Raw genomic sequence first — 16,453 nt, 5'->3', positions numbered from 1 at the left:
GCGGCTTTTGAGCCGGTTTGCTCAGGCTCTGAGTTGTTTATCCACCCCTAATCTGGCGCTTTACCTTAACAATATGAAAATAAGCATTCGCGCGTTAGCAACCTTAGTTCTGGCCATCACAGCATACAGCCACTCCGCTTCTGCCGTGGTTTATTCCCTTCCGGCCGCTAACAGCCGCCTGGTGGGTGAGAATCTTGAAATCACCGTACCCGCCAACAGTACGCTCCCGCTGGAAGCCTTTGCCGCTCAGTATCAAATGGGCCTGAGCAACGTGCTGGAAGCTAATCCGGGCGTGGACGTCTACCTGCCTAAGCCCGGCAGTAAGCTGATTATTCCTCAGCAGCTGCTGCTGCCTGACGCGCCGCGTGAAGGCATTGTGATTAACAGCGCGGAGATGCGCCTTTATTATTATCCTAAAGGCACAAAAACCGTTGTGGTGCTGCCGATTGGCATCGGTGAGCTGGGTAAAGATACGCCGATTAACTGGACGACCAGCGTTGAGCGCAAGAAAGACGGCCCGACCTGGACGCCCACCAGGAAGATGCACGAAGAGTACACTGCGCGCGGCGAGAATTTGCCCGAGGTCTTTCCTGCCGGCCCCGATAACCCAATGGGTCTTTACGCGCTCTATATTGGCCGCCTGTATGCTATTCACGGCACCAACGCCAACTTCGGTATTGGCCTGCGCGTAAGCCACGGCTGCGTGCGTCTGCGTACGGAAGATATTAAATGGCTGTTCGATAACGTGCCGGTGGGCACGCGCGTACAGTTTATCGATCAGCCGGTGAAAGCCAGCGTTGAGCCGGACGGTTCGCGCCTGATGGAAGTGCATAATCCGCTGTCGCAGACCGAAGAGCAGTTCAACTCACGCGAGCCGGTGCCGCTGACCATCACTTCCGTCGTAAACAAAGTGATTGGCGATGCCAGCGTCGACCCTGCTGCGGTTGATGCGGCAATGAAAACCCGCTCTGGTATGCCGATCAAAGTGAACGGTGAGGCAAACAATACGCCAGCCGCCCCGATCGCTGCACCGGCCACCGATGGCAACATGCCGAACGAGCAGCCGATGACGCCAGCCACGCCGCAGGGCGCGCATGACGCCAGCCAGAGCACCGAACCGGCGCCGGTTGATAATTCTGCGCCTGTTGAGGGCGATACCACCGGCGATGCGCCAGCGGAAGCCGCGCCGGCACCGGTTCAGGCGCCGTCAGAAGAGAACGGTGACAGCACCTTCGTCGTGCCTTCCCAGCCGGGCCCGGTTTATGAGAACACGACCTCAGCCGCACGCATAAAAACGGCGGCAAACTAAGCTGTTTGCTTGAAAAGCTGAAGGATATCGGCAGAAAAGCCATTCGCGCAGGCGAATGGCTTTTTTTTATGGAAGTGACAGTAAACAGAGATTTTGTGAATGGCGTTGCCTGTACGTGTTTAAAACGCAACCCACTCTTCTGACGCTGCTCCTTTGCGTGCGCGGGCATCCGGTTTTACCACCGGCGAACGCGGTGTAGTAACTCTCACCGACGGGCCAGAAGCCTGCTCTTCAAGCCGAAAATGCGCCACGGAATGCGTCAACTCATTGGTCTGATGCTCCAGCGCGCCGGCCGCCGCCGCCATGTCAGAGACCAGCGACGCATTACGCTGCGTCACGCTGTCCATTTCAGTCATCGCCAGCCCGACCTGATTAATCCCTTTACTCTGCTCCTCGGTGGCGCCCGCAATCTGCTTCATCAAATCGGTCACGGCCTCTACCGACGCCAGCATTTCGCTCATGGTGCTGCCCGCGCTGTTGACCTGCTGCGTGCCGCTATCCACCCGACTGACCGATTCGGCAATCAACGCTTCAATCTCTCTTGCGGCATTCGCGCTACGCTGTGCAAGATTGCGTACCTCGCTGGCAACCACCGCGAAACCCCGCCCCTGCTCACCCGCTCTGGCCGCTTCCACCGAGGCGTTCAGCGCCAGAATATTGGTCTGAAAAGCAATGCTGTTAATGACGCTGGTGATATCCGCAATTTTGTGAGAACTCTCTGCGATACCTTTCATGGTGACCACCACGTGCTGAACAAGCTGCCCGCCTTTACTGGCCGTCACCGAGGCTGCCTCGGCCAGCTGGCTGGCCTGCTGTGCATTCTCAGCGTTTAACTTCACGGTAGAGGATAACTGCTCCATACTCGCCGCCGTCTGTTCAAGCGCTGCCGCCTGCTGTTCCGTACGGGCGGAAAGGTCGTTATTGCGCCCGGAGATCTGCCCCGCATCGTGATGGATCTTTTCACTGGCGTGACGAATCGAGCTGACCGCACCACGCAGGCTATCCTGCATTGCGCACAGCAGCGGTATCAGCCTGCCAACGCAGTTTTTGCCAATGTCTTCGAAGGGCTGTGATAAATCGCCCGCAGCAATCTGATTAAAATAAAGACGGATTTTATCCAGCGGACGCACCACCATAACGACCAGATAGCGATCGGTGAAAAGCAGAATTAATGCGCCGACAATCACCGCAGCAATCAGAGCACGCTTTGTCCATGCGCTGCGCTGCACAACGTCACTCCGTGCAGCCTGAAGCGCGGCATTGGCAGCCTGATTAAAGTGTTCAATTTTTGCTCCGAAGTCACGACTCAAAGGCGGCGTCACCAGGTTCGCCTGATGATGATAGGCGGTCAAATCCGCTGCCTGGGCCAGCCGAAACTGTGGCTGAATGCCCTGCTGGATCAGCGTTTCCCAACTCGCCGTTACGGCCTGTTTGAGGTCAGGATCCAAGGTTGTTGCGGGATACGCTTTAAATTCATTAAGCCGCGTCTGAAGCCCATCCAGCGCCTTTTTGACCAGGTCAACTTCCGCCTGCGGCGGCTGCGTGCCCTGCTCGCGCTGATTGACCACGCGATAGAGACGCAAAACAAAACGAAAATATTGTTCGTTCCCCTGGCTGAGCGTGGTCATCTCGCTAACCAGCATATTGCCCTTTTCATTAGCGCTGCTCATTTTATTCAGTGAATTCACGCTGTAAAAAACCACGCCGCACAGAAGTAAACAGAACAGGCTCAATATCCACAGCATGACAGCGCGGATCGTATAATTTTTCAGTATTTTCATCATTTTTCTCCAGCCCGACAACGTTATTGTTTCTTTTATTTGTACTGTTTATCGGCAAAGGAACAAGAATCACTACCTGTACAAAAGGATAATGTCGGAGTGAAATTATTTAACTCTTTTTAACGTGAGCCGAGCTGTGAAGGATTTGAGGCGTCATCTTTCTGTCATTAAACCTGAGTATCACCGTCCTGACACTGCGAAAATCGCACCCGACGAGATAAAGAGGTTTTATGAGCCCTGACAGCGCGATTCAACAGAGCCCCAGCCATCTTCCGCTCTATAAAAAGAACAGCCGCCTCTCCGTGACGCTGTTCATTCTTCTCATCGTTCTGGGCATTGCCTTTGCCGGTATTAACCTGTTCCGGGATGTCAGCAACGCGGGCGGTGACCTCACGCGCTATGTACCGTTCCTGTTACTGGCGATGGCGCTACTGATTGCTCTGGGGTTTGAATTCGTAAACGGTTTTCACGACACGGCCAATGCCGTTGCCACCGTTATCTACACCCACTCCCTGACGCCAACGGTGGCGGTTATCTGGTCCGGCTTTTTTAATTTCTTAGGTGTGCTTCTTTCATCGGGTGTGGTGGCGTTTGGCATTATCTCCCTGCTGCCCGTTGAGCTGATTCTCCAGGCTGGCACCGGCGGCGGTTTTGCCATGATTTATGCGCTGCTGTTCTCAGCGATTATCTGGAATCTTGGTACCTGGTGGTTTGGCCTGCCCGCATCTTCTTCTCATACGCTAATTGGATCTATTATTGGCGTTGGGGTGGCAAATGCGCTCATTCATGGCCGTACCGGCACCAGCGGCGTCGACTGGGATCAGGCGCTGAAAGTCGGTTACGCGCTGCTGCTTTCCCCTGTCATCGGCTTTGTCTGCGCAGCGGGGCTGCTGCTGGTGATGCGACGCGTTGTGAAGAACCGTACGCTTTATCGCGCGCCGGACGGTAAAAACCAGCCTCCGGTGTGGATCCGCGGCCTGCTGATCCTCACCTGCACCGGCGTCTCTTTCGCCCACGGCTCCAACGACGGCCAGAAAGGAATGGGGCTGATTATGCTGATTCTGGTCGGCACGATGCCCATGGCTTATGCGCTGAACCGGTCTATCCCGCAGGAGCAGAGCCCTCGCGTTGCCGCGCTGGCAACGGTTACACAGCAGGCGCTGACAGAAGAATCGAACAACGCCGCACCGCCCGCCTCCTCTTACAACACGCTGACCACCTATGTGCGTACCAGTACGCTGACGCCGTCGGTGTTGCCCGCGCTGGCACAGATCAGCGGCGCCATTGGCGAGCAGATCCGACAGTATGGTACGGTGGAAAAAATCCCGGCGCAGGCAGTAACCAATACCCGCAACTCGATGTATCTGGTTTCCGAAACCATCCAGCAGTTGAAAAACGAGAAGCAGTTGAAGCTGCCTGCACAGACGCAGCAGGATCTCGACGCGCTCAAAGCCGAGCTGGATAATGCGACACGCTTCATTCCCTGGTGGGTAAAAGTGGTGGTCGCTGTTGCGCTGGGTGCAGGCACGATGGCGGGATGGCGGCGGATAGTGGTCACGGTTGGCGAAAAAATCGGTAAATCGCACCTGACTTACGCTCAGGGCGCCAGCGCAGAGCTGGTGGCAATGGTGACCATCGGTGCCGCTGACGGTTTCGGTCTGCCGGTTTCCACCACGCACGTCCTCTCTTCCGGCGTGGCGGGCACCATGGCGGCAAACCGGTCAGGTCTGCAAATGGCTACGGTACGTAATTTACTGATGGCATGGATATTGACGCTGCCAATATCGATTCTACTCTCTGCGTCACTTTACTGGCTGTTCACGCATTTTTAACGACGAGCGGATTAAGCCAGCGTGTAGCTGATGCGCTCAATGGCCTGAGCAATCTCCTGCGATTTCTTCAGCGCGCGCACTTCCGCAAAAAGCTGGGACGCTTCTTCATACTCCTTGCGCAGATAGCCGAGCCACTGTTTGATGCGCGCCACGTGATAGTGGCCGGTATCGCCCTGTTTCTCCAACTGCGTGTAGCGACGCAGCAGCGCTACCACTCCCGGCCACGGCATGCGCGGCGCGTTCTGTTTAATCACCCGACTCAGGTTAGGCACGTTCAGCGCGCCGCGACCGATCATCACCGCATCGCAACCGGTTACCGCCAGGCAGCGCTGCGCGCTCTGCCAGTCCCAAATTTCGCCGTTGGCGATGACCGGAATGCGCAGACGCTGGCGGATCTCGCCAATCGCCTGCCAGTTGATGCACTCGGCACGATAACCCTCCTCTTTGGTGCGACCGTGCACCGCCAGCTCACTGGCGCCGCCCTGCTGCACCGCATCGGCAATGTCAAACTGACGCTCGCCTGAGTTCCAGCCGAGACGCACCTTCACCGTCACCGGCAGCGCAGCGGGCACTGCCTCGCGTAGCGCTTTGGTGGCGCGATAAATCAGTTCAGGATCTTTCAGAAGGGTGGCGCCGCCGCCGCTGCCGTTAACCGTTTTCGACGGGCAGCCGCAGTTCAGATCGACGCCATAAGAACCCAGTTCCACCGCGCGCGCGGCGTTCTCCGCCAGCCAGTCAGGATGCTGGCCGAGAAGCTGCACGCGCACCAGCGTGCCGGAAGGCGTGCGGCTGGCATGGCGAAGTTCAGGGCAAAGGCGATAAAAGGATTTAACCGGCAGAAGCTGGTCGACAACGCGCAGGAATTCAGTGATGCAGAGATCGTAATCGTTGACGCTGGTCAGCAGCTCTCGCACGAGAGAATCAAGGACGCCCTCCATCGGGGCCAGTATAACGCGCATGATGCAACCTGTTCGAAGCGTTGAAAAAGGGGCCGAATGGCCCCTGAATGATAACCTGTTTACGCCGGATTAGAACGGCGCTGGCGGGTTTTATTACGCGCTGCGCCACCGGCGCCTTCTGGTTTTGCGCCACGTCCTGCGCCTGCCGACGGACGACGCTGGCCGGTGCTCTGGCTGCGTTCGCCGCTGGCGTTGCTACGCTCGCCGCCGCGGCTGTTGCCCTGACCGCCGCCGCGGTTGCCCTGAGGCGCGCCGCGTCCGCCGCCGCCACGCTGCTGACGACCGTTGATGATCGGTTCGGCCTTAATGGTCGGGTCCGGCTCGTAGCCATCCACAGCAATGCGTGGGATCTCACGCTTCAGCAGGCGTTCGATATCGCGCAGCAGCTTGTGCTCATCGACACAAACCAGCGACAGCGCTTCGCCGGTTGCGGCCGCGCGTCCGGTACGGCCAATGCGGTGAACGTAATCTTCCGGCACGTTAGGCAGCTCATAGTTCACTACGTGCGGTAGCTCGGAAATATCAATACCGCGCGCGGCGATATCCGTCGCCACCAGCACGCGGATCTTGCCTTCTTTGAAGTCGCTCAACGCGCGGGTGCGCGCGCCCTGACTTTTGTTGCCGTGAATAGCAGCGGCGGTGATGCCGTCTTTACTCAGCTGCTCGGTCAGATGGTTGGCGCCGTGCTTGGTGCGGGTGAAAACCAGCACCTGCTGCCAGTTGTCGCGGCCAATCAAAAACGACAGCAGTTCCCGCTTACGTTTCTTATCAACAAAGTGCACGTGCTGGGCAATCTGCTCTGACGCGGTATTGCGACGCGCCACGGAAACCTCTTCAGGATTGTGCAGCAGCTTGCTGGCAAGCCCTCTGATTTCATCAGAAAACGTGGCGGAAAAGAGCAGATTCTGACGTTTGGCCGGCAGCTTAGCCAGCACGCGGCGGATGTCATGAATAAAGCCCATGTCCAGCATGCGGTCGGCTTCATCCAGTACCAGAATTTCTACCTGAGAAAGGTCTACCGCGTTCTGATGTTCCAGATCAAGCAGGCGACCCGGCGTGGCGATCAGCACGTCGACGCCGCTGCGCAGCTTCATCATCTGTGGATTAATGCTGACGCCGCCGAAGACCACCAGTGAGCGGATATTCAGGTATTTACTGTAATCACGCACGTTTTCCGCAACCTGCGCCGCAAGCTCACGGGTCGGCGTTAAAATCAGGGCGCGCACCGGACGACGTCCTTTTGGATTCGTGTCGCTGCTGCTTAATTTTTGCAGAAGAGGCAGCGTAAAACCGGCGGTTTTACCGGTGCCGGTCTGGGCGCTGGCCATCAGGTCGCGACCTGCCAGTACCACGGGGATCGCCTGACGTTGGACAGGCGTAGGCTCGCTGTAGCCCTGTTCGGTTACCGCGCGCAAAATATCGGCATTCAGGCCGAGAGAATCGAATGACATAAAGTTGACTGACTCCAGATCCGCCCCGATCGCGCTCAGCGATGTAGTTTCCGGGGGGAGAAATATGACGCCAGGCTTCGCCTGACGTTTGAAAGGGAGCACAAACCACGGTGCGTAAGCGGCGGATTATAACAGAAGTGATGCGGTTAAGGGGCTATTTTTAGTAAGGAAAAGAAACAGGCCACGCGGGTGGCCTGTGGTGCATCAGCGATGGCGGTGACGCGCGCGCGGCGCTTCTTTCACCAGCAGCGAGACCACGGCGGGTCCGGTAAGCATCAGCACGCCAACACAGCCCAAAAGCAGGTTGTTGTGGATCACGCGGGAGAGCAGATAGAGCACCAGCATGGCAGCGCCGAAGTAGTACGTGGTGGTCACGTCTTCAAAGAAGTCGCCAACGCGGCGTAAGCGAGGCAGGCGCTGGGTCAGCAGCATGGCGGCAAAGATGCTGGCGTACATTGCCAGTAGCACCGTGCTGACCTGTAGCAAGGCTTGATGCTTCCATCCCCACACCAGTGCGGCCAGAAGCAGCAGGTGGAGCATGATGTGTACGCAGGTTTGTCCGGTGACAATCTGGATACGATTAGACCATTTCATTTTCTTCTCCTGGCAGACCCAACAGAGGTCGCCCAGCTTTGTTAACACGAAACGTATTAACGAATTTCCTCAGACTAACGCAGTTGTCGAATAATGCCGCAACCTTCGCAGGTTCAAAGCACTCTTTTGTGACAAAGACTACACTTTACCTTTTCTCGCCGAAAAGGAGAGCGCGCACAGTATGTCACAAAACCCGGGGAAATTTTCATTAAAAGTCCTGACAATCAATACCCATAAGGGTTTTAACGCCTTTAATCGCCGATTCATCCTGCCTGAACTGCGTGATGCCGTTCGCGCAACCTCGGCGGATATTGTGTTTTTACAGGAGGTAATGGGCAGCCACGATGTGAATCAACTTAAGGTTGAGAACTGGCCGGACACACCTCATTACGAATTTTTAGCTGATACCATGTGGAACGATTTTGCTTACGGCCGCAACGCGGTTTACCCGGAAGGCCACCACGGCAATGCCGTCATGTCTCGTTTTCCGATTGCAGAATATGAGAACCGCGACATTTCCGTGGAAGGAACCGAAAAGCGCGGGCTGCTGCACTGTCGGCTCACCCTGCCCCATCACGACGTCACGCTTCATGCTATCTGCGTGCATCTCGGCCTGCGTGACGCGCACCGTCACGCGCAGCTTAAGATGCTGAGTGAACTGGTGAACAGTCTGCCGGCCGATGCGCCCGTCGTGGTGGCTGGCGACTTCAACGACTGGCAACAAAAGGCGAACGCGATTTTACAAAATGAAGCCGGTATGACAGAAGTCTTTAGCCAGCATAGCGGACGCCCGGCACGCACTTTCCCGGCGCGTTTTCCGCTGCTGCGTCTCGATCGCATTTATGTTAAAAATGCAGGCGCCAGCCATCCGCAGACTATCCCGCTGCGGCCCTGGTCCCACTTATCCGATCACGCGCCGCTGGCGGTGGAGATCCACCTATGAATATGGAATGGCGCAATGGTAACCACCTGCGCCTGCTGGAAAACGGCGAAGCCTTTTTCCCTCGGGTTTTTGAAGCGATACGCCGCGCGCAGGCGAACGTGCTGCTGGAAACCTTTATCCTTTTTGAGGATGATGTTGGCAATGAACTGCATACCGTGATCCTTGAAGCGGCACGACGCGGCGTCAAGGTTGAAATCATGGTTGATGGCTACGGATCAAACGATCTCTCAGAGACGTTTGTCCACAGCCTGATCACGGCAGGCGTGCGCTTCATCTATTACGATCCGCGCCCGCTGGTTTTCGGTATGCGTACCAATATCTTCCGTCGCCTGCACCGCAAAATCGTGGTGTGTGATGGCGAGATTGCCTTTGTCGGCGGCATCAACTTCTCTTCCGAGCATAACAGCAGCTACGGCCCCCAGGCCAAGCAGGACTATGCCGTGGAGGTGAAAGGCCCGGTTGTTGACGACATCACCCGCTTTGTTCAGCAGGCAATCAACAGCGAGCAGCCGGTGCGGCGTCACTGGTGGAATCAGCGTTCACATCGCATGGCGCGAAACGCAACGCCTGGCGATGCGCAGGTGCTGTTTGTCCGGCGCGACAACGACGAGCACCGCGACGATATTGAGCAGCACTATATGGACATGCTGCATGAAGCAAAAGAGGAAGTGATCATTGCCAACGCCTACTTTTTCCCCGGCTACCGGCTGCTGCGCGAAATGCGCAGCGCGGCCCAGCGCGGCGTCAGGGTAAAGCTGATCGTGCAGGGCGAACCGGATATGCCGATTGTGAAAGTGGGCGCCGAACTGCTTTACAACTATCTGGTGGGCGGCGGCGTTGAGGTTTATGAATACATCCGCCGCCCGCTGCATGCCAAAATCGCGGTACAGGACAACTACTGGTCGACGGTAGGCTCCAGCAACCTTGACCCGTTGAGCCTGTCATTAAACCTGGAAGCCAACCTGATCGTGCACGATCGCGCCTTTAACCAGACGCTGCGTGACAATCTCAACCGTCTGCTGACGGAAGACTGTCAGCGCGTTGAGGAGAACCAGTTGCCAAAACAAAACTGGTGGCAGTTAAGTAAAAGCGTGGTGGTTTTCCACTTTTTGCGCCACTTCCCGGCCATTGCCGGCTGGTTACCCGCGCACACGCCAAAGCTGGCACAGATTTCGCCGCCGGTGCATCCCGAAATGGAAACGCAGGATCGCGTGAAAAACGATAATGAGAGGGTGAAATCCTGATGGCCGATCATCCACGCTGGAAGCTGGCGAAGAAAATCCTCACCTGGCTGTTTTTCATTGCCGTTATCGTGCTGCTGGTGCTCTACGCCCGCAAAGTTAACTGGCACGACGTGATTGAAGTGGTGGTCAACTACAACCGACTGGCGATCCTCGCCTCGGTGGCGCTGGTGGTGATCAGTTACCTCACCTATGGCATTTACGATCTGATCGGGCAATCCTACTGCGGACACAAATTGCAGAAGCGACAGGTGATGCTGGTGTCGTTTATCTGCTATGCCTTTAACCTGACGCTCAGCACCTGGGTTGGCGGCGTGGCGATGCGCTATCGTCTCTACTCGCGCCTCGGCCTCGACGGCAGCACTATTACACGCATCTTTTCGCTGAGCATCGCCACCAACTGGCTGGGCTACGTGCTGGTGTCCGGCGTGGTGTTCAGCGCCGGAATGGTGGAAATCCCCCCCGGCTGGTTTGTTGGTGAAGGCACCCTGCGGGCTATCGGCATTGGCCTGCTGGCGTTTGTGGTGGTCTATCTTGCCTTTTGCGCGTTTTCAAAACGTCGCCGCTGGACGGTGAAGGGCCATACGCTGGCGCTTCCCTCACTGCGCATGGCGGGGATTCAGTTCGTCGTCTCCAGCGCCAACTGGCTGGTGATGGGAATGATTATCTGGCTGCTATTGGCAGAGAAAGTGGATTATCCCCAGGTGCTGGGCGTGCTGCTGATCAGCAGTATTGCCGGGGTGATTATTCATATTCCGGCCGGGATCGGCGTGCTGGAGGCGGTGTTCCTGGCGCTGCTGGGCGGCGAACACGTTTCTCACGGCGCGATCATTGCCGCGCTGCTGGCCTACCGTGTTCTCTACTTTATTGCCCCGCTGCTGCTGGCGCTGGTGCTCTATCTGCTGCTGGAAAGCAAGGCGAAGTCGCTCAGGCAAAAGAACGTGCAGGAGATGGAAAAGTCCGTCTGACAGAGACAAAAACCCCGGTTACAGGCCGGGGTTTTAATGTGTATCGGCGACATTAACGACGGTTGCCGAAAATACGCAACAGCATCAGGAACAGGTTGATAAAGTCCAGATAAAGCGTTAGCGCGCCCATGATGGAGTAGCGGCGCAGGTTCTCTTTATCGTCAACGTTAATCCCTTCCCCGATATTTTTCAGCTTCTGCGTGTCATAAGCCGTCAGGCCAACAAACACCACCACGCCGATATAAGTCACCGCCCACATCAGCGCGGTGCTCTTCAGCCAGATATTCACCAGCGACGCCAGCACGATGCCAATCAGCCCCATAAACAGCATGCTGCCCATGCCGCTCAGATCGCGCTTTGTGGTGTAACCCCAGAAGCTCATCGCGCCGAACATGCCGCCGGTCACCAGAAAAGTGCTGGCAATGGACGAATAGGTATACATCAGGAAAATACTGGCCATGGTCAGGCCGGTCAGCGCCGAATAGAGCATAAACAGCCCGGTCGCCGCCGCACCGCTCAGCTTATGCACCATGCCAGACAGCACAAACACCAGGCCAAGCTGGACAATAATCAGGCCATAAAAGGTAATGCGGTTGGCGAAAACCAGTTCCATCACGGCGGGCGTATTGGCGGCGAACCACGAAACAAACGCGGTCAGCAGCAGGCCGCAGGTCATCCAGCCATAGACCTGTGCCATGTAGGTTTGCAGGCCGGTACGGGCCGAAGAAACAAGTGTGTCGTTGGGACGCAGTGCCATGGTTGTCTCCATTTCCAGAATTAAGCTCTCCGCAAGTCTGGCACAGTCCCGCGAGCTTGCCAGCCTGTCCGGCTGTTTTTTCAGCGCAGCGCGCAAACGGTCACGCGCCGCAATTAAAGGTGCGTGGTCAAATGCCGATAAATCAGATACAGTGAGATCGCTGTACAGGAAGTCCATTAACTTAGCCTTCTTTTACCGGGGAACTTCCATGAACAGTCAAAAAAAGAAAATGAGCACCCGTACCATGATGCTGCTGACGGGCGCCTTAACAATCACCCTTGGCTTTACCGTCACTATCGGTCTGCTCAGTTGGCAGTCCAGCCAGCAGCAGCGCGCGCTCGCCGAAGACTATCTCGGACAGATCGCCGAAAGCAACGCGCTGAGCGTGCAGAAAGATCTGGAATATGCGCGTACGGTGGCGAAGGATCTTGGTCAGAGCCTGATCGCCCTGCCCGGCAGCGGGATCACCGATCGCAAAGTGGGCGAAGAGCTGATGAAATACTCACTCAAGCAGAACCCGGACTACCTCTCCATGTCGGTGATTTTTGAGCAAAATGCGTTTGATGGTAAAGATGCTGAGTTTGCTAAACTTTCCGACTCGGCACCGGAAGGGCGTTTTGCCCGTTTTGTCGATCGCGACAGCGCCGGTAAATTCGCCCTGCACAATCTCGACTCCTTTCTGACGCCGGGCCAGGGCGATTACTATCTGATCCCGCAGAAGCTGCAAAAAGACGTGCTGATCGAACCTTACAGCTACGCCTATAACGGCGTGCCGACCCTGCTGACCTCGGTGGCGGCGGTGGTGATTGACGACGGTAAGCTGAAGGCAGTGATCACCTCGGATATTTCTCTCGCCTCGCTGCAAAAAACCGTTGGTGCGATTAAACCCTGGCAGGGCAGCGGCTATGCGTTGCTGCTTTCTAATACCGGCCTGGTGTTCTCCAGCCCTGACAAAGCGCAGGCGGGCAAAGCCTATAAGGGTGAAACCAATAATTTCTCCACCAAAGCAGTCCAGCATTTTGACGCGTCGCTGGGTGAAGACGTGCTGGAAATGTGGCGTCCTGTGCTGGTTGGCACCAGCGATCGTCCCTGGTATCTCGGTGTGGTCGCGCCGGTGAGCGCAGTGATGGCGGTGGCGAACCGCCAACTGATGCATGCGCTGATCATGATGGTTATCAGTATCGTTCTGGTCTGCACGGTATTGGGCGTGATCTTTAACCGCAAGATTGCAAAACCAATCGGCGGCGAGCCGTCTCAGGCGGCTGAAATTGCGCTTGGCGTGGCGGAAGGCAACCTGACCGCCACCATTCCGGTTGAAGGCCGCGATCGTCAGAGCATCTTTTACGCCATGCAAACCATGCAGCATCAGCTTCGTACCATGGTGGGTGAAATCATCTCCGCCAGCGACTCCGTTCGCCAGGGCGCAGGTGAAATCGCCGCCAGCAATCTTGATCTTGCCTCGCGTACTGAACAGCAGGCCGCCGCGCTGGAAGAGACTGCCGCCAGCATGGAACAGTTGACGGCAACGGTTAAACACAACGCCGACAACGCCCATCACGCCACCAAACTGACCAATACCGCCACCGATATCGCCAAACGCGGTGAAGATCTGGTGCAGCAGGTTGTGCAGATTATGCAACAAATCGATGAGAGTTCGCGGAAAATAGGCGCCATTACCAGCATTATCAACGGCATCGCGTTTCAGACCAATATTCTGGCGCTTAACGCTGCGGTAGAAGCGGCGCGCGCAGGAGAACAGGGGCGCGGTTTTGCGGTGGTCGCCTCAGAGGTGCGCAGCCTGGCGCAGCGCAGCGCCAACGCGGTAAAAGATATTTCCGCGTTGATTGACGAATCGACCCAGCGCGTCGATCAGGGCGTCACGCTGGTGCAGGATGCCGGGAAAACCATGCAGGAGATGAGCGGCGCGGTCAGCTCAGTGAAAACCATTATCAATGAAATCGTAAACGCTTCAGACGAGCAGTCGCAGGGTATCGGCCAGGTCACCATCGCGGTGAATCAGATGGACGGCACCACGCAGCAGAACTCCGCGCTGGTACAGCAGATGTCCGCCGCGGCGGCCTCGCTGGAAGACCAGGCGCAGCAGCTGGCCCAGACCGTTCAGCTGTTCAGGCTCAACGCCGCCTGAGGCCCGGTTTACTTTTGCGCTGCGCTGGCCTGCGACATACAGCGCTGGTAGCGGCTTTCAACCCGCTGCGCAAACCACGCCGTCGTCAGATTGCGGGTGATCTTCGGGCTGCTCAGGGTAATGCCGGGCAGCCTTTCGCGCGGCTGCCGCGCGCCGCCGTTTTTGTCCGCCAGCGCAAACACCTTCTCCCACAGATCGGTTTTTTCAAACGCCTCGCTGTCACCCTTCTCCAGCGCGCTGCGGATCGCCCGTTCGCTCATATCCAGGCGTTTACCGAGGGTTCGCACCGCCAGCTCGGTCGATCCGGCAGTGTCGGAACCATAAACAATCAGATCGCCGTCCAGCGCCAGTTTAATACCGCTGAGGCGCGAGACTGCCGCCTGAAACGCCGCATTTCGGCTGGCGTACCAGCCGGCATTGAAATCCGCAAAGCGATAAATCTGTCGGGTATAGCTAACCGGATAACCCAGCAGATGAAGCGTGCCGAACCAGATCCCGCCGCGTCGGCTGAACACCTCCCGGCGAATGGATCCGTCAACCGGATACGGATAGCCCCTGGCATGCGCTTCGGCAAAGGCGATGCTGACCTGCATCGGGCCGCCGGTATGGATCGGGTTAAGATTGCCGAACAGCGTCTGGCCCATCGGCACCATGTTGATGAAGTCATCAAAAATGGCGCTCAGCTCTTTTTCGCTGCGCACGTTGTCGAGGCGGTCTGTGTAGCTTTTGCCGTTCGGCGATTTAATCATCAGGGCGGTACGCACCACGAAAGCAGGGATGTGCAGCTTTCCCGCGCGGCGATCAATTTCGCCCCAGGCGATTTTCGGCAGGCCGGCCACGTTGGCATCCGCGCTGAAGTTGGACTCCTGTCCGGTGACGGCGATCACCGAACAGAGGTTGGCGCTGGTCGGATCCAACTGCTGACTGTTAAAGGCGGCAAAGATATCGTTTGCCCAGCCCTGGCGATCGCTCGCCTGCGGCGGAAGCAGCGCCACAATCTGCGCTTTCACGTCGGCAGGCTGGCGTTCAGGCTGCGTTTTTTTTGGTTCGCTGCTACAGCCTGCCAACACCAGCAGCGCCAGTAGCGACACACGTCGAATCGCGGAGGAAATCATCGCGTTCCCTGAATTTTTGAGGAAAGCGCTGAGGTTACACAGCGAGGCGGCTTTTATCCAATAAAAATCCCCTGCCGCGCGGTTCATTTCGCTACATTTTTCGCCTGCTGCCAGCGCGAGGCCGCATCACGGTCGCTGTCGCGCGATTCAACCCAGCGCTCGCCCTCCGGCGTCGCCTCGCGCTTCCAGAAGGGCGCGCGGGTTTTCAGGTGATCCATAATAAATTCCGCAGCGGCAAAAGCGCTACCGCGATGCGCGCCACTGACGCCGACCATCACAATCTCGTCGCCGGGAAACAGCTCACCAATACGGTGAATGACCGTAGCACGCTGCATCGGCCAGCGCGTCCGCGCCTCAGTAACGATCTCCTCCAGCGCCTTTTCGGTCATGCCGGGATAGTGTTCCAGCGTCAGCGCAGAGACGTTATCGCCAAGGTTGTGATTTCGCACCTTACCGGTGAAGGTGACCACCGCGCCGTCTTCATCGCAGGCGGCCAGCCAGCGGTACTCTTCAGCCATATCAAAAGGAGCCTGACCGACCCGAATGCGCGTTTCCATGTCAGCCTCCGGTCACCGGCGGGAAAAAGGCCACTTCATCCCCTGCCCTCAGCGGATGCTGTGGGGAAACCAGCGTCTGGTTGACCGCAGAGAGCAGCCTGCCCGACTCCAGCGCCAGCGCCCAGCGGTCGCCCTTCGCCGCCAGCGCCGCCCGCAGCGCCTCCACCGTGGAAAACTCATCCTCGATCGCCAGGCTGGCGGTGCCAACCAGCTCGCGCACCTGCGCAAAAAACAGCACGTTAATCATTGCTTACCGCCTGAAAATCCCCGGATTTGCCGCCGCTTTTGCTTAAAAGCCGACAGCGCTCGATTGAAATATCTTTCTGTACCGCTTTACACATATCGTAAATGGTCAGCGCCGCCACCGACGCGGCGGTGAGCGCCTCCATCTCCACGCCGGTTTTACCCGTCAGGCGGCAGAGGGATTCTATGCGCACCCGGCCGTGTTGCGGCTCTGCTTCCAGCGTGACTTCAACCTTGCTGAGCAGCAGCGGATGACAAAGTGGGATGAGCTCCCAGGTTCGCTTGGCGGCCTGAATACCGGCAATGCGCGCGGTAGCAAAGACATCGCCCTTGTGGTGGCTGCCGTCGATAATCATTTGCAACGTGTCGGCGTTCATGACCACAAAGGCTTCGGCACGCGCTTCACGCACCGTCTCGGTTTTGGCGGAAACGTCCACCATGTGCGCTTCGCCTGCGGCGTTGATATGGGTAAGGTGTGACATAGCGTTACGGCTTCTTCAGATGAGCGACAAAGTTACACGGGCGGGTGCGCGCGTCGAGCTGCTGCATGATGATCT

The 16,453-nt window shown here is 57.3% G+C and carries 15 protein-coding genes; 6 read left to right on the top strand and 9 right to left on the bottom strand.

Annotation, left to right across the window (positions count from 1 at the left end; all coding sequences use genetic code 11):
• Window positions 1–73 precede the first annotated feature (73 nt).
• On the top strand, window positions 74–1,309 hold the full coding sequence (locus tag GS12_RS06110; RefSeq protein ID WP_034944901.1) for a L,D-transpeptidase family protein: 1,236 nt from the start codon (window positions 74–76) through the stop codon (window positions 1,307–1,309).
• A gap of 119 nt (window positions 1,310–1,428) precedes the next feature.
• On the opposite strand, the gene GS12_RS06105 is transcribed toward GS12_RS06110, so the two are convergent.
• Window positions 1,429–3,090, bottom strand: coding sequence for a methyl-accepting chemotaxis protein (locus GS12_RS06105; protein WP_034944900.1), 1,662 nt, complete (start codon window positions 3,088–3,090; stop codon window positions 1,429–1,431).
• Between the two features lie 230 nt (window positions 3,091–3,320).
• On the opposite strand from GS12_RS06105, the gene GS12_RS06100 reads away from it, so the two are divergent.
• Window positions 3,321–4,922 (top strand): inorganic phosphate transporter, encoded by a 1,602-nt coding sequence (locus GS12_RS06100; protein WP_034944898.1) that lies wholly within the window; start codon window positions 3,321–3,323, stop codon window positions 4,920–4,922.
• Window positions 4,923–4,933: 11 nt separating this feature from the next.
• Here GS12_RS06100 and dusC read toward each other — a convergent pair whose 3' ends face one another.
• The 3 genes from dusC to GS12_RS06085 form a co-directional block, all read right to left on the bottom strand.
• On the bottom strand, window positions 4,934–5,881 hold the full coding sequence (gene dusC, locus GS12_RS06095; RefSeq protein WP_034944896.1) for a tRNA dihydrouridine(16) synthase DusC: 948 nt from the start codon (window positions 5,879–5,881) through the stop codon (window positions 4,934–4,936).
• 59 nt (window positions 5,882–5,940) lie between these two features.
• Entirely contained in the window at window positions 5,941–7,332 is a 1,392-nt protein-coding gene (gene rhlE / locus GS12_RS06090; RefSeq protein WP_034944894.1) for an ATP-dependent RNA helicase RhlE, read from the bottom strand.
• A 204-nt stretch (window positions 7,333–7,536) separates the two neighbouring features.
• Window positions 7,537–7,926 carry a YbhQ family protein gene (locus GS12_RS06085; protein ID WP_034944888.1) on the bottom strand — a complete coding sequence of 130 codons (390 nt, stop codon included), beginning with the start codon at window positions 7,924–7,926 and terminating at the stop codon, window positions 7,537–7,539.
• A 181-nt stretch (window positions 7,927–8,107) separates the two neighbouring features.
• On the opposite strand from GS12_RS06085, the gene GS12_RS06080 reads away from it, so the two are divergent.
• Genes GS12_RS06080 through GS12_RS06070 form a run of 3 tightly spaced genes read left to right on the top strand, consistent with a single transcriptional unit; the run spans window position 8,108 to window position 11,078 of the window.
• Window positions 8,108–8,869: an endonuclease/exonuclease/phosphatase family protein gene (locus tag GS12_RS06080; RefSeq protein ID WP_034944887.1), complete on the top strand. Its 762-nt coding sequence runs from the start codon at window positions 8,108–8,110 to the stop codon at window positions 8,867–8,869.
• Window positions 8,866–10,113: a cardiolipin synthase ClsB gene (gene clsB, locus GS12_RS06075; protein WP_034944885.1), complete on the top strand. Its 1,248-nt coding sequence runs from the start codon at window positions 8,866–8,868 to the stop codon at window positions 10,111–10,113. The genes GS12_RS06080 and clsB overlap by 4 nt, the downstream gene beginning before the upstream one ends.
• Window positions 10,110–11,078: a lysylphosphatidylglycerol synthase domain-containing protein gene (locus tag GS12_RS06070; protein WP_152601362.1), complete on the top strand. Its 969-nt coding sequence runs from the start codon at window positions 10,110–10,112 to the stop codon at window positions 11,076–11,078. The genes clsB and GS12_RS06070 overlap by 4 nt, the downstream gene beginning before the upstream one ends.
• Before the next feature lie 52 nt (window positions 11,079–11,130).
• Here the strand turns inward: GS12_RS06070 and GS12_RS06065 are convergent, their stop codons facing one another.
• Window positions 11,131–11,835 carry a Bax inhibitor-1/YccA family protein gene (locus GS12_RS06065; protein WP_034919015.1) on the bottom strand — a complete coding sequence of 235 codons (705 nt, stop codon included), beginning with the start codon at window positions 11,833–11,835 and terminating at the stop codon, window positions 11,131–11,133.
• Between the two features lie 208 nt (window positions 11,836–12,043).
• Here GS12_RS06065 and GS12_RS06060 point away from each other — a divergent pair, with 208 nt between their 5' ends.
• Entirely contained in the window at window positions 12,044–13,981 is a 1,938-nt protein-coding gene (locus GS12_RS06060; protein WP_034944881.1) for a methyl-accepting chemotaxis protein, read from the top strand.
• Between the two features lie 8 nt (window positions 13,982–13,989).
• On the opposite strand, the gene GS12_RS06055 is transcribed toward GS12_RS06060, so the two are convergent.
• From GS12_RS06055 to moaC, 4 genes are all read right to left on the bottom strand, one after another.
• Window positions 13,990–15,096 carry a DUF1615 domain-containing protein gene (locus GS12_RS06055; protein ID WP_034944989.1) on the bottom strand — a complete coding sequence of 369 codons (1,107 nt, stop codon included), beginning with the start codon at window positions 15,094–15,096 and terminating at the stop codon, window positions 13,990–13,992.
• Between the two features lie 83 nt (window positions 15,097–15,179).
• Window positions 15,180–15,653 (bottom strand): molybdopterin synthase catalytic subunit MoaE, encoded by a 474-nt coding sequence (gene moaE, locus GS12_RS06050; RefSeq protein ID WP_034944879.1) that lies wholly within the window; start codon window positions 15,651–15,653, stop codon window positions 15,180–15,182.
• Window position 15,654: 1 nt separating this feature from the next.
• A complete protein-coding gene (moaD, locus tag GS12_RS06045) occupies window positions 15,655–15,900 on the bottom strand; it encodes a molybdopterin synthase sulfur carrier subunit (RefSeq protein WP_034913531.1) in 246 nt (81 codons plus the stop codon).
• On the bottom strand, window positions 15,893–16,378 hold the full coding sequence (moaC, locus tag GS12_RS06040) for a cyclic pyranopterin monophosphate synthase MoaC (protein WP_034913529.1): 486 nt from the start codon (window positions 16,376–16,378) through the stop codon (window positions 15,893–15,895). Before moaC ends, moaD begins: the two co-directional genes overlap by 8 nt.
• Window positions 16,379–16,453: the final 75 nt, after the last annotated feature.

Origin of the sequence: Erwinia oleae (assembly GCF_000770305.1) — a bacterium.
In the GTDB taxonomy this organism is placed as follows: domain Bacteria; phylum Pseudomonadota; class Gammaproteobacteria; order Enterobacterales; family Enterobacteriaceae; genus Erwinia; species Erwinia oleae.
Note: the sequence above shows the minus strand (reverse complement) of the source record. Positions and strands in the feature narration are given on the sequence as shown.